Source organism: Nonomuraea sp. NPDC001831 (assembly GCF_042892035.1).
GTDB lineage: Bacteria > Actinomycetota > Actinomycetes > Streptosporangiales > Streptosporangiaceae > Nonomuraea.
This window is the reverse complement of record NZ_JBIATU010000031.1, coordinates 41,933-54,314: the sequence shown is the minus strand read 5'-3', so window position 1 is coordinate 54,314 and position 12,382 is coordinate 41,933. Positions and strand designations below refer to the sequence as shown.

Annotated in this window: 10 protein-coding genes and 3 tRNA genes; 7 read left to right on the top strand and 6 right to left on the bottom strand. The window is 72.0% G+C overall.

Translation table 11 applies throughout. The features are described 5' to 3' along the window. Positions 1-161 precede the first annotated feature (161 nt). The 5 genes from ACFYYW_RS48060 (at position 162) to ACFYYW_RS48040 (ending at position 5,667) form a co-directional block, all read left to right on the top strand. A complete protein-coding gene (locus tag ACFYYW_RS48060; protein ID WP_387661045.1) occupies positions 162-878 on the top strand; it encodes an ABC transporter ATP-binding protein in 717 nt (238 codons plus the stop codon). After that, on the top strand, positions 875-1,600 hold the full coding sequence (locus ACFYYW_RS48055) for an ABC transporter permease (RefSeq protein ID WP_387661042.1): 726 nt from the start codon (positions 875-877) through the stop codon (positions 1,598-1,600). The genes ACFYYW_RS48060 and ACFYYW_RS48055 overlap by 4 nt, the downstream gene beginning before the upstream one ends. Beyond that, positions 1,594-2,847 carry a sensor histidine kinase gene (locus ACFYYW_RS48050; RefSeq protein WP_387661039.1) on the top strand — a complete coding sequence of 418 codons (1,254 nt, stop codon included), beginning with the start codon at positions 1,594-1,596 and terminating at the stop codon, positions 2,845-2,847. Before ACFYYW_RS48055 ends, ACFYYW_RS48050 begins: the two co-directional genes overlap by 7 nt. Before the next feature lie 3 nt (positions 2,848-2,850). Next, positions 2,851-3,477 (top strand): response regulator, encoded by a 627-nt coding sequence (locus ACFYYW_RS48045; protein WP_387661036.1) that lies wholly within the window; start codon positions 2,851-2,853, stop codon positions 3,475-3,477. Positions 3,478-3,624: 147 nt separating this feature from the next. Then, the gene (locus ACFYYW_RS48040) at positions 3,625-5,667 is read left to right on the top strand and encodes a cellulose binding domain-containing protein (RefSeq protein WP_387661033.1); all 2,043 of its coding nucleotides are present in this window, start codon (positions 3,625-3,627) and stop codon (positions 5,665-5,667) included. A gap of 24 nt (positions 5,668-5,691) precedes the next feature. Here ACFYYW_RS48040 and ACFYYW_RS48035 read toward each other — a convergent pair whose 3' ends face one another. Beyond that, positions 5,692-7,695: a protein kinase gene (locus ACFYYW_RS48035; protein ID WP_387661030.1), complete on the bottom strand. Its 2,004-nt coding sequence runs from the start codon at positions 7,693-7,695 to the stop codon at positions 5,692-5,694. Positions 7,696-7,766: 71 nt separating this feature from the next. Continuing rightward, complete coding sequence (locus ACFYYW_RS48030) at positions 7,767-8,750, bottom strand: DUF5937 family protein (RefSeq protein WP_387661027.1); 984 nt, start codon at positions 8,748-8,750, stop codon at positions 7,767-7,769. A 135-nt stretch (positions 8,751-8,885) separates the two neighbouring features. Here ACFYYW_RS48030 and ACFYYW_RS48025 point away from each other — a divergent pair, with 135 nt between their 5' ends. Next, a complete protein-coding gene (locus ACFYYW_RS48025; protein WP_387661024.1) occupies positions 8,886-9,740 on the top strand; it encodes an isocitrate lyase/phosphoenolpyruvate mutase family protein in 855 nt (284 codons plus the stop codon). A gap of 332 nt (positions 9,741-10,072) precedes the next feature. On the opposite strand, the gene ACFYYW_RS48020 is transcribed toward ACFYYW_RS48025, so the two are convergent. The 4 genes from ACFYYW_RS48020 to ACFYYW_RS48005 form a co-directional block, all read right to left on the bottom strand. After that, positions 10,073-10,149, bottom strand: a tRNA-Phe gene (locus ACFYYW_RS48020). A 5-nt stretch (positions 10,150-10,154) separates the two neighbouring features. Continuing rightward, positions 10,155-10,229 (bottom strand) — tRNA-Asp (locus ACFYYW_RS48015). A gap of 100 nt (positions 10,230-10,329) precedes the next feature. Further along, positions 10,330-10,402, bottom strand: a tRNA-Glu gene (locus tag ACFYYW_RS48010). Then, on the bottom strand, positions 10,403-11,908 hold the full coding sequence (locus ACFYYW_RS48005; protein ID WP_387661021.1) for a metallophosphoesterase: 1,506 nt from the start codon (positions 11,906-11,908) through the stop codon (positions 10,403-10,405). Between the two features lie 87 nt (positions 11,909-11,995). Here ACFYYW_RS48005 and ACFYYW_RS48000 point away from each other — a divergent pair, with 87 nt between their 5' ends. Further along, on the top strand, positions 11,996-12,346 hold the full coding sequence (locus ACFYYW_RS48000; RefSeq protein ID WP_387661019.1) for a metallopeptidase family protein: 351 nt from the start codon (positions 11,996-11,998) through the stop codon (positions 12,344-12,346). Positions 12,347-12,382: the final 36 nt, after the last annotated feature.

Below are 12,382 nucleotides of genomic sequence, written 5' to 3'. Positions count from 1 at the left end.
GGTGTGGCGCCTGGGCAAGGGGCCCAACGCGGCCCTTAACGGGCGTTACCGCGGCCCCGTGAACCCCCAAAACCATGGCAATGTGGGCCCCCCGGGGGGGCCCCCCCCCACCCCCCGTGGGGGGGGGGGGGGGCACGCCGCTCCCGCGTGATGCTCGGATCATGACAGTCATCGAGATCGACGGCCTGCGCAAGAGCTACCGGCACACCCGGGCCCTCGACGGCCTCTCCCTGACCGTGGAACGCGGCGAGATCTTCGGGCTCGCCGGGCCCAACGGCGCCGGGAAGACGACGGTCGTGGAGTGCGTGTCCGGGCTGCGGCGTCCCGACGGCGGCAGCGTACGCGTGCTGGGCCTGGACCCGCAGAGCGACCGGCGCGCGCTGCTCCAGCGCGTCGGCGCCCAGTTGCAGGAGGCCGCGCTCCCCGACGGCATCAAGGTCGGCGAGGCCCTGCGCCTCTACTCCTCCCTGTACGACCACCCGGCCGACTGGCGGGCCATCATGGACGAATGGGGCCTCACCGACAGGAAGGACGCCCGCTTCGGCGGCCTGTCCGGCGGCTGGAAGCAGCGCCTGTTCATCGCGCTGGCCCTGGTCGGCGACCCCGAGCTGGTCCTGCTCGACGAGCTGACCACCGGCCTCGACCCCGACGCCCGCCGCACCACCTGGGGGCTGATCCGGGCCATGCGCGACCGCGGGATCACCGTCGTCCTGGTCACCCACTTCATGGACGAGGCCGAGACGCTGTGCGACCGGATCGCCGTCGTCGACCGCGGCCGGGTCGTGGCCGAGGGCAGCCCGCGCGAGCTGATCGGCCGGGCGCGGGCCGCCTCCCTGGAGGACGCCTACTTCACGCTGACCGGGAGGGCCGGGGCATGAAGGGCTTCACGAGGGTCGTCGCCGTCGAGCTCAGGCTGGGGTTGCGCGACCCGATGTCGGCGTACTTCGCGCTGGGCTTCCCGCTGGTCATGCTCTGGGTCAAGCTGCGCGGCGGCGACCGGCCGCTGCCCGGCGGCGAGCGCCTGGTCGACGCCACCGTGCCGATGCTGACGGTCTTCGTCGTGGGGCTGGCCGCGCTGGTCGTCCTGCCGGCCACGCTGGCCCAGTACCGGGAGCGCCGGGTGCTCAGGCGGCTGCGGGCCACGCCCGCCACGCCGTTCCTGCTGTGCGGCGCCCAGTGGGCCGCGCACATGCTGCTGGCGGTGCTCGGCAGCGTGCTGCTGGTCGTCCTGGGGGTGGCCGGCTACGGGCTGAGCGCGCCCGCGAGCCTGCCCGGCGTGCTGCTGGCCTGGTTGCTCGGCGCGCTCAGCCTCGGCGCGGTCGGGCTGCTCCTGGGCGCGCTGGCCCCCAGCGGGCGGGCGGCGACGGTGATCGGGCTCGCCCTGTTCTTCCCGATGGTGTTCCTGTCCGGCGCGGTGATCCCGCGCGAGACCATGTCGGGGTCGATGCGGGCGATCGGGGACCTGACCCCCATGGCGCCCGCCGTCCAGGCGATCCGCGACGGCTGGTCGGCCGGCGCGCTCCCGCCGCTCGCCCTCGGGATCATGGTGGCGGTCAGCGCCGTCGCGGGCGGCCTCGCGGTGAAGGCCCTGCGGTGGTGAGCCGGTGGGAGCGGGTCACCGCGGCCCTGCCGTACCTGCTGGTGCTGCTGCCCACGTTGTTCTCGCTGCTGCGGACGTGGCGGGTCGAGGTGCTGGCCCTGGCGCTGTTCGCGGCGGCCTGGCACTGGTTCGTGGTGGCTCGCCGTCCCGGCCTGGCCGCGCGGGCGTGGGTGGTGGCCGGGTACTTCGTGGTGCTGCTGGCGGTGGTCGCGGCGCTGGTGCGGATCGACCCGGTCTTCACCGTGACCGGGGTGGGGATGTTCGTCCAGTGCTTCGCGCTGCTGCCGGGGTTGTGGGCGTACGCCGGGGTCGCGGTGACGGTCGGGACGCTGGTCGCCGCCCGTCCGCCGACCGGTCGCAGCCCGGTCGAGCTGCTGGCCTCCTTCGTGGTCGGGGTGCTGGTCGCGTCCATGACCGGGCTGGTCTTCCAGACCGTCGCCGAGCAGAACGCGCAGCTGAAGGAGAAGAGCGCCAGGCTGGCCGCGCTCGCCGAGGAGAACGCCGACCTGCAGGCCCGGCTCCTGGTCCAGGCCCGCGAAGCGGGCGTGCTGGCCGAGCGGCAACGGCTGGCCAGGGAGATCCACGACACCGTGGCCCAGGGGCTGACCGGCATCCTCACCCAGTTGGAGGCCGCCGACGAGGCCGCTGACGGGGCTGCCGGAGCGGCGCCCGCGGTGCGCGCGCGGCTGGCGACCGTACGGGAGCTGGCCAGGGAGAGCCTGACCGAGGCCCGCCGCTCGGTCCAGGCGCTGCGCCCGGCGCCGCTGGCGACGGCGGCGCAGCTCGGGACCGCCCTGTCGGACGTGGCGGCGGCCTGGTCCCGGGCCTGCGAAGTGCCGGTCACGGTGTCGGTCACGGGCGCGGCCCGGCCGCTGCACACCGAGGTGGAGAGCACGTTGCTGCGGGTGGCCCAGGAGGCGCTGGCCAACGTGGGCAGGCACGCGCGGGCCACCCGGGTGGGGATCACGCTGTCGTACATGGAGGACGTGGTGGCGCTCGACGTCCGCGACGACGGATCCGGCTTCACCCCGGGCTCCGGCGGCGGCTCAGGCGGCGGCTCAGGCGGCGGCTCAGGCGGCGGCTCAGGTGGCGGCTCGGGCAGCGGCTCAGGCGGCGGGTTCGGGCTGGTGGCGATGCGGCAGCGGGTCACCCGCCTGGCCGGCAGCCTCGCCGTCGAGAGCGCCCCTGGCCAGGGCACCGGGATCTCCGCTACCGTTCCGGCCATCCCCGCCGACCCGGGAACGTGAGCCATGCCGGTACGCCTGATCGTCGTCGACGACCACCCCGTGGTCCGCGACGGGCTGCGCGGCATCTTCGAGACCGACGGCTTCGAGGTGGTCGGCGAGGCGGCCGACGGCGCCGAGGCGCTCGCGGTGGCCCTGCGCACCGCCCCCGACGTCGTGCTCCTCGACCTGCGCATGCCCGGGCCGAGCGGCGCCGAGCTCATCCGCCGGCTGCGCGCGCAGTGCCCCGGCACGCACGTGCTCGTGCTGACCACCTTCGGCGACGACGCCGACGTGGTGCCCGCGATCGAGCAGGGCGCCACCGGCTACCTGCTCAAGGACACGCCGCGCGCCGAGCTGCGCCGGGCCGTGCTGGCCGCGGCCCGCGGCGAGAGCGTGCTGTCGCCGGCCGTGGCCGGGGCGCTGACGCGGCACGCGCACCCGCCGGAGCAGCGGGCGCTGAGCCCGCGGGAGCTCGAAGTGCTCGGCCTCGTCGCCCGCGGTGCGACCAACCGGGAGGTGGCCAGGAAGTTGTTCGTCACGGAGGCCACCGTGAAGACCCACCTGCTGCACGTGTTCGCCAAGCTGGAGGTCAAGGACCGGGCGGCGGCCGTCGCGGCGGCCTACGACCGGGGCCTGCTCAAGCCCGCCTGACCGGCCGTGACCCGCTCGCAGCCCGCCTGACCGCCGTGAAAGTTTCAGCGCCGATTGACGGGCCGGACCCCACGTCGCATGATCATGCTTGCCTCCTGGTCAGGAGGGGGCGTCGAGCCATACCGCTACCCACGGCGAGGTACCCCGATGCCTGGCAAGATCCTGCCCAGGGCCGCGACCGCGGCCCTCCTGACCCTCACCACGCTGATCGCTCCCCCGGCGCGCGCCGACGACGTCACCCCCGTCACGGTGACCGTCAACGCCCGCGCCGCCCTGGCCACCGCCCCCGAGACCGGCATCGGTTCCAACCATGCGATCTGGGACGCGAACCTGGGCACCGACCAGACCGCCGACCTCCTCAAGGACGCCGGCGTCAAGCTGCTGCGCTACCCCGGCGGCTCCTACTCCGACATCTACCACTGGGCCGACCACACCGCCCCCGGCGGGTACGTCGCCCCGAACACCGACTTCGACACCTTCATGCGCGGCGTACGGCGTACCGGCGCGCAGGCCATGGTGACCGCCAACTACGGCACCGGCACCGCCGAGGAGGCCGCCGCCTGGGTTCGGCACGCCAACGTCACCAAGGGCTACGGCGTCAAGTACTGGGAGATCGGCAACGAGAACTACGGCAACGGCCACTACGGCAGCGCCTGGGAGGCCGACGACCACGCCGACAAGAGCCCGGCCGAGTACGCCCGCCACGTCGTCGCCTACGCCGACGCCATGAAGGCGGCCGACCCGACGATCAAGATCGGCGCGGTGCTGACCACCCCCGCGAACTGGCCCGACGCCATCACCGCCGAGGGCGACGACGGGAGCTGGAACAAGGTCGTCCTGTCCCTCGCCGGGCCGAAGATCGACTTCGTGATCCTGCACTGGTACCCCGGCGCCCTGGACAGGGCCGGTCAGGTGCCCGACATGATCCGGCTCACCCGGCAGCAGCTCGCCGCGTACGCGGGGCCCGGCTCGGACCGGATCGGCATCGCGATGACCGAGTTCAACACCGGCTCCAGCAGCAACGGCACCAACACCCAGCCCGGCGCCCTGGCCGCCGCCGACGCCTACGCGAGCCTGCTGGCGAACGGCGTGTTCACCGTCGACTGGTGGAACGTGCACAACGGCATCGGCAACGTCACCGAGGTCGAGGGGCACACCGACTACGGCGACTTCGGCCTGCTGTCCAGCGGGGTCTGCAACTCCTCCGGGGTCTGCGAGCCGCCGCTGAACACGCCGTTCGCGCCGTACCACGCGTTGCGGATGGTCAGCGTGTTCGCCCGGGCCGGCGACCAGTTCGTCACGGCGGCGACCGACCAGCCGAAGGTCAGCGCGCACGCCGTCCGGCGGCCGAACGGCGACCTGGCGGTCATGCTGATCAACGCCTCGCCGGACACGTCGTACCCGGTCGCCGTGGACTACGCGGGCTTCACGCCGGCCGCGGGCGCGCCCACCGTGCTGACCCACGTCAACGGCGCCGACGCCATCACCACCGCGACCACCGGCACCGCCACCAGCCAGACGCTGCCGCCGCTGTCGCTGACCACCGTCGTCGTGCGTCCCGCCGCGCCTCAGGCCGGCCTTCCCGGCGCGCCCGGCCGTCCGACGGCCTCGAACGTCACCGACCGGGCCGCCGTCCTCTCCTGGCCCGCCGCCGCCCCCGGCGCCCGCCCGATCGTCAAGTACGAGCTCCACCGCCAGAACGGCGCCGTCAGCGAGCAGCTCGGCGAGACCGCCGGCACCTCCTACACGGTGGGCAACCTCAAGCCCGGCACCACCTACACGGTCAACGTGATCGCCCGCGACAGCGGCGGCGGCGTCTCCTGGGCCTCACCGCCCGTGACCTTCACCACCGGTACCCCGGCGACCAGCTCCTGCGCCGTGCGATTCACCGACCAGACCGACTGGGCCAGCGGCTACGTCGGCGCCGTCGAGATCACCAACAACGGCGCCCCGGTCAACGGCTGGACCCTGAGCTTCACCTGGCCGAGGCCCTGGCAGAGCCTCGGCAGCGGCTGGAGCGCCACCTGGACCCAGACGGGCTCGAACGTCAGGGCCGTCAGCGAGCCCGGCAACGCCTCCCTGGCCACGGGCGCCTCGACCACGATCGGGTTCGTCGGCAACTACGCCGGCCCGAACCTCCTGCCCACCGTCTTCACCCTCAACGGAACCGTCTGCACCACCCGGCAGTGACCCCGCACCCCGGCGTGCGGGTCCTCACCACAACACCCAGGGGCTCTCCGCGCCGCCGCCGAACGCCGCCGTCCCCGTCCGGCGCCAGCGCTGCCGCACGTCGTGCTTGGCGTGGACGGCCGGCGCCGTGGTGGTGAACGGCCCGCAGGTGGCCACCTCGCCGTCGTTCCGCGGGGACACCCCGGAGCAGGTGAAGGGCTGGGAGACGTTGCGGTCCGCGTCGGTGTCGTAGAGCTGGACGTGCACGTCCGAGCGGACCGAGCTCGCGCCTCGGATGCGTCCCATCAGGTAGAAGACGTCGCCCACCATGGCCATGCAGGGCGACATCTCCACGCCGGAACCGTCGCCCGCGGTGATCCACGAGCGGCATCTCCAGTTCGGCTGGGAGCTGCGCGGCGGGGCGCCGTCACCGTCCGTCCCGGGGTCCACGGTGTGCGGGGCCTCCGTCTTCCGGCCGGTCGGCGTCCGGCGAGGGTCGGCGGTACGGTTCGCCGTGGGGTCCGTCGTCGCGCCCGGCGTGCGTTCCTGGACGGTCGCGCCCGGCGTGCGGACCGGCTCCTTCGGCGTCTTCCTGGCCGACGACTTGAGTGGTTCGTCCTCGGTGCCGGACGTCTCCTCGTCCGCCTCCGACGGGACAGGCGTCTGCTTCTCCGTCCCGGACTCGGCAGGCGTCGCTGTGCCGGCCACCTCGGCCGCCTTGGACACCGAGAGCCCGGACGCGTCGTTCACGGCCCCCGCATCCGGCGTCCGCCATGGGGCCATGGCGGCCACGGCCACCGCGGTCAGCGCCACCGCCGTCGTGGTGCTCGCGATGACGACCAGCCGCCGGCGGGACCGTCCGGACGGCCGCCCACCCGCCGTACCCGCCTGCACGGCGGCGCCCCGCCCGGCGGACGGAACCATGCCGACCTGAGCCGCACCCCGCCCCGCGGACGGAACCGTGCCGTCCCCGCCGGCGACGCCCGAGACCGCCCCGGCCCCCGGGCCATCCCCAGAGGGCGGAGCAGCAGCCCGAACAGGCTCACCGCCTGGCCCGGCGGCGTCGGCCGGCGACGAACCAGGCGCCGGCCCCACGAGCGGCCCGCCCACCGACCCCGACCCCGGCACCGACCCCGGCACCGAGCCCGGCACCGGCGGCCCCGGGAGCGGCTCTGACGTCGCGGACGGGGCCTCGGCCCTGCCGACCCGCGGCAAGGCGGCCAGCCCCGCCACCACCGGCGCCGCCTCCCGCAACGCCACCGCCACCTGCCCGGCCGCCGGACGCGCCGCCGGATCCTTCGCCGTGCAGGCCGCGATCAACGACCACAGGGCGTCGGGCATCCCGGGCAACCGCCGCGGCATGGCCATCGCATGCTGCCGGAGCAGGGCCATCGGATGCTCGCCCACGAACGGCGGACGCCCGGCCAGCAGCTCGTAGAGGATCAGCCCGGCCGCATAGACGTCCACCGCCGGCGTGGGGACGCCGCCGTCGGCCACCTCGGGCGACAGGTACGTGGGCGTGCCGATGATCGAGGTGGTCTGCGTCAGCCCCGGCCCGAGGACGATCCGGGCGACCCCGAAGTCCGTCAGCCGCACCTGCCCCGAGGGCCCGTCGATCAGGACGTTCCCCGGCTTGACGTCCCGGTGGACGACGCCCGTCGCGTGCGCCGCCGCCAGCGCCTCGGCGACCTGGGCCATCAGCTCGGCGGCCATGGCCGGCGGCAGCGTGCCGTGCTGCTGGAGCAGGCCGCGCAGATCGCCGCCCTCGACGAGGTCCATCACCAGCGCGAGCCGCTCCCCCTCGATGACGAAGTCGCGCATCGTGACGATGTGGGGATGACGGAGGGTGCGCAGCACATTGCGTTCCTGCACGAACCGCAGCACCAGGTCCTGGTCGCCGGCGAGGTTGCTGCGCAACAGCTTGACCGCCACGAGCTCGCCGGTCTCCCGGTGGCGTGCCCGCCAGACGGTCCCCATCGCCCCGGCGCCGATCTCGTCGAGCAGCACGTACCGGCTGCCGAGGAACGCCTCGGCCCCACCCTCGTCCATCGCCCGCCTTCCCCCGAACAATGGGGATCACAATAGTCAGGATGATCGAGACAAAAAAGATCAGCGCCGTTTCACACCTGAGCCGTGAGCAGGGCGTCCGCGAGGCTCGTACGGGCGTAGAACACCGTGCGGCCCGCCCGGTGAGTGCTGGTCAGCCCGGCGGCCCGCAGCGCGGTGAGGTGCTGCGACACCCCCGCCGCGGACATCCCCGACCGCTCGGCGAGCTCGGTGGTCGAGGCCGGCGAGTCGAGTTCGGCCAGGATCAACGCCCGGGACCGGCCGATCACGGCGGCGAGCGCGTCCATGGGCGCATGCCTCCGCGACTCCCACAACGTCCCGATGCCACGCGCCGGATAGGCGAGCTGAGGCGGCTCGGACGCGACGGACCGCGTCAGCACCCGCGGCCACGCGAAGACCGACGGCACGAGCAGCAGCCCCGCACCGGTCTCGATCCTGGTGATCGCGCAGTGCCGCTGTGCCAGCTGGAGGCCGCCGCTGTCCCAGCGCACGGTGTGGTGGAGCTGGTCGAGCGTGCGCGCCGTGCCGTGCTCGGCCACCTGGCGGCCCCGGTGGAAGACGTCCGCGTCCAGCACCGACCGGATGCGCGCCCAGTAGGGCGCGATCGCGAGCTGCCAGTAGGTCTCGATCTCCGCGACGACCTTGGGCAGGTACGCCCGGGGGTCGCGGTGCAGGTTCCGCAGCCGGGGCGGCAACCGGCCGTCCCGCTCGGCGGACACCAGGTCGAGGTCGCGCCGCACCTGCTCGGGATCGGTGGCCTCGATGGCCGCCAGTTCGTCGGGCAGCTCGTGGGACGCCGTGGTCGGATTGAGGAAGTCGGGGAAATGGCCGACGGGCGCCACCATGTCGGCCAGCCAGCCGCGATCGAGCCCCGCCGCCGCGATCCGGGGACGCACCTGTTCGGCCCACCCACGATGAGGATCGGGCACCGTGGCCGCGGCCAGCGCCCGGCAACTCGTGACGACCTCCCACATGGCCGAGACGGCGAACCGGGTCTCGGCCAGATCGTTCACCGAAAAGGCCAGCCGCGCCTTCATGCCGCCTCCCGTGCGTCCACGATTCGGTCAGAGCTTAATCAATGGACGCCTACCTCGCCGCCCGGCAACATCCAGGACCAGGCACCCACCGAGCCATGGTGCCGGACTCCGAACACCCCGAAGGCGGTCACGCACATGTCTGTGGACAACCTCCCCTCCACCGATGCGACGACGACGAAAAAGGCTGATCTGTTCAGAAAGCTGAACGCCGGCTCCGTACTGATCCTCCCCAACGCCTGGGACGCCGCCAGCGCCGCCGTGATCGCCGCAGCCGGCGCCACGGCCATCGCCACGACCAGCGGCGGCGTCTCCTGGTCGCTCGGCCGCGGCGACGGCCAGCACCTCACCCGCGACGAGACGCTGCACGCCGCCCGGCGCATCGTGAACACCGTCGACCTCCCCGTGACGGTCGACATCGAGGGCGGCTACGGCCCTGCCCCCGAGGACGTCGCGCACACCGTCCGAGCCGTGGCCGGAGCCGGTGCGGTGGGCGTCAACCTGGAGGACTCCCAGGCCGTCGGCGGCCCGCTGTTCGACCTCGCCGACCAGACCGCCAGACTGCACGCGGCCCGGCAGGCGGCGGCCGCGGCGGGTCTCCCCGGACTCTTCGTCAACGCCCGCACCGACGTCTTCCTCTTCGCCGTCGGCCCCTCCGCCGGCCGCCTGGACGAAGTGCTCAAGCGCACGGCGGCGTACGCCAAGGCCGGCGCCGACGGCATCTTCGTCCCCGGCCTCCTCGACCTCGACGCGCTGGCCACCCTGTGCGCCGAGTCCCCCCTCCCGGTCAACGCGATGGCCGTCGCCGGCGGCCCCACCATCGCCGAGCTCACCGAGGCCGGCGTACGCCGGATCAGCCTGGGCACCGCGCTCGCCCAGACCGCCTACACCGCCGCCCGCAGAGCCGCCGAAGAACTCCTCACCACCGGCACCTTCGAAACCCTGACCGACTCCCTGGACTTCACCGAACTCAACACCCTCTTCCACCCCTGACCCCGCCCCGCACGACGACCCCAGCCCCGGAAGCGCAGTGGCGAGCGAACCGTAGATCATCCAGCCGGACCGTCGCCCGCCTCCCGAGCCGGATCCGAAGCCCTTCCAGTCAGAGAGAATTTCTCAGGCGGTACCGACTGGCCCACTCCAGGCAGTCATGTAACCGCCGAGTACGAGCCCTTCTCCATCGATCCGCAGGAACTTCGCCTGACTGATAGCCACGGACTTGATCCTCGCGCACGCATCCATGACGTTGCTGTCACTGTTGCTGTCGGAGGAAAACAAAAAGCCCCGAACGATGATTCGTTCGAGGCTTTTTTGCTGTTGAAAGCTGGTGGTCAGGGGCAGGGTCGAACTGCCGACCTTCCGCTTTTCAGGCGGACGCTCGTACCAACTGAGCTACCTGACCCAGAGCGGTCCTGACGGGACTTGAACCCGCGACCTCCACCTTGACAGGGTGGCGAGCACTCCAAACTGCTCTACAGGACCTTGCTTTTCTTGCGTTTCTTTCTGTTTGCGCTTGCTTAGCTTACCAGCTCTCCGGTGGCCTTTCGACCAGCCGGTTCGCGGTGCGCCAAACACTCGCAAGTGCCCCCAACGGGATTCGAACCCGTGCCGCCGCCTTGAAAGGGCGGTGTCCTAGGCCGCTAGACGATGGGGGCTCAGGATTCCCTGTCGCCTTCCGTCGGAGACCTCTGAAGCATAGGGGACGATTGCCCTTGATGCCAAAGTGGCTGACCGGCGGTCGGTGACGCAGTGCCAGTGACCGTTCCCGTTGGAGACGGGGCGTTCGTTGGCTCCGGAGAAATCATACGTTGTGGGTCGGCCTCCACGTGACGCTGGATGTACACCGACTGCTCCCCCAGGCCGCCCAGCGTGATGTCGTCCCAGGCACGCAGGCGGCGTGTCTCCCGGTCGAAGTACAGGACCGAGGCCTGTACGGGCGTGGGCTGGGCGTGTTCGAGCGCCCGCAGGCCGGCGCCGCCGGTCGAGCCCTGGACGAGCATGCGGGAGCCGGACGGCAGCATGGACGTCGAACGGTCATGCGTGTGACCGGCCAGGATCATGGGCGTGGCCCCGCTGAAGCCGCGGCCGACGACGGGGTCGTGGACGGCCACCAGGTCCGCCCCGTCCACCTTGGGCAGGTGTGAGCGGGCGAATTGCTGGAGGGCGTCCGGGTCGGAGTCGACGGCCACCGATTTGTCGGGGGTGAACCGGGGGTCGCCCAGGCCGTAGATGCGCAGGCCGGCGACCTTCTCCACCCTGTCGTCCAGGACCACGGCGTTCTTCTGCCTCTCGACCGCCCGCTGGGTGATCATCGAGTCGTGGTTGCCGCGTACGTACACGTACGGCACGCCGAGGCGGCTGATCTCGTCGACGAACTTGTTCTCCGGTTTGGTCCCGTGGTCCGAGATGTCGCCGGTGTCGATGATCATGTCGACGGCGAACTGGTCCTTGAGCGAGCGGATGACGTTCCAGGCGATGGGGTTGATGTGGATGTCCGAGACGTGCAGGACCCGGATGGAGTTGGGGTCGGCGTCGTAGAGCGGCAGGGTCGAGACGGTGTCGTACAGCTTCGAGACGTTCGTGACGAGCTTGGTGAGCTGCGACCGGTACGACTCGAACTTCGTCACGATCGACTCCGCGCTGCCCACCAGCGACGGCGCCGCGGCGACCAGACCCGAGTAGCGCGGCTCCACGAGCGAGCTGGGACGGAACGTGAGGGCGGCCAGCGCCCCGGTGGCCGCCAGGCCCACCGAGGCCGCCAGAAGCCCCACCAGAGCCGTCCTGGGGCGCCTGTAGACCATCAGGACGGCGATCAGGGCCCCCGCCCCGGCACAGAGCATGCTGCGGACCGCCAGGGCGCGCACGCCGTCCAGGAGGTCGCTCTCGATGAGGCCCGGCAGGCGGTCGGCGAGTTTGGGGTCCTCGATGAGCGCCTTGGCGCGCTCCTGGTCGATGTTCTCCAGGGTGATGCGGAGCCTGAGCGGGGCGTCGTGGGTTCGGAAGGTCAGCGTGCCGAGGGGGCTGGCGTCGACGACCGTCTCGCCGTTCCAGGCGGGTCTGAGCGACATGCCCGTCTCGACCGGGCCGACCTGGGCGTGCACGGTGCCGCTCAGGAAGATGCCCAGCCAGGCGCCGGCGGCGGCCACCAGGAGCACCGCCACGGCCCTCGTTGCACGTGACCGAATGACTGCTTTCGACCTGTCAACGAAGTTCATACAGTTTCTTGCATACCTGACCGACAGGGCAGAATGGCATGCGTGATCGACGTTTCGCGGGAGAAGTTCGAGGAACTCGTGGCCGAGGCTTTGGACACGATCCCCGCCGAGCTCACCCGCGTCATGAGCAACGTCGTCGTCACGGTCGTCGATGATCCGCCAGAGCCCCACCTGCTCGGCCTGTACACCGGTGTCCCCCTCACGGAGCGCGGCGACTGGTACTCAGGTGTCCTGCCCGACCGGATCGAGATCTACCGCAATCCCATATGTCAGATATGCAAGACAGAAGAGGAAGTCGTTAACGAGGTGCGCATCACCGTTGTCCATGAGGTGGGACACCATTTCGGGATCAGTGATGACAGACTTCACGAACTGGGCTGGTGACCCTTTGCAGCCCGTTGACTTCTTTGGGTTGCGCCT

Excerpts from the sequence above, each read along its gene's own strand:
- ACFYYW_RS48060 (WP_387661045.1), top strand. The coding sequence starts at position 162 with ATGACAGTCATCGAGATCGACGGCCTGCGCAAGAGCTACCGGCACACC.
- ACFYYW_RS48055 (WP_387661042.1), top strand. The coding sequence starts at position 875 with ATGAAGGGCTTCACGAGGGTCGTCGCCGTCGAGCTCAGGCTGGGGTTG.
- ACFYYW_RS48045 (WP_387661036.1), top strand. The coding sequence starts at position 2,851 with ATGCCGGTACGCCTGATCGTCGTCGACGACCACCCCGTGGTCCGCGAC.
- ACFYYW_RS48040 (WP_387661033.1), top strand. The coding sequence starts at position 3,625 with ATGCCTGGCAAGATCCTGCCCAGGGCCGCGACCGCGGCCCTCCTGACC.
- ACFYYW_RS48035 (WP_387661030.1), bottom strand. The coding sequence starts at position 7,695 with ATGGACGAGGGTGGGGCCGAGGCGTTCCTCGGCAGCCGGTACGTGCTG.
- ACFYYW_RS48030 (WP_387661027.1), bottom strand. The coding sequence starts at position 8,750 with ATGAAGGCGCGGCTGGCCTTTTCGGTGAACGATCTGGCCGAGACCCGG.
- ACFYYW_RS48025 (WP_387661024.1), top strand. The coding sequence starts at position 8,886 with ATGTCTGTGGACAACCTCCCCTCCACCGATGCGACGACGACGAAAAAG.
- ACFYYW_RS48000 (WP_387661019.1), top strand. The coding sequence starts at position 11,996 with ATGGCATGCGTGATCGACGTTTCGCGGGAGAAGTTCGAGGAACTCGTG.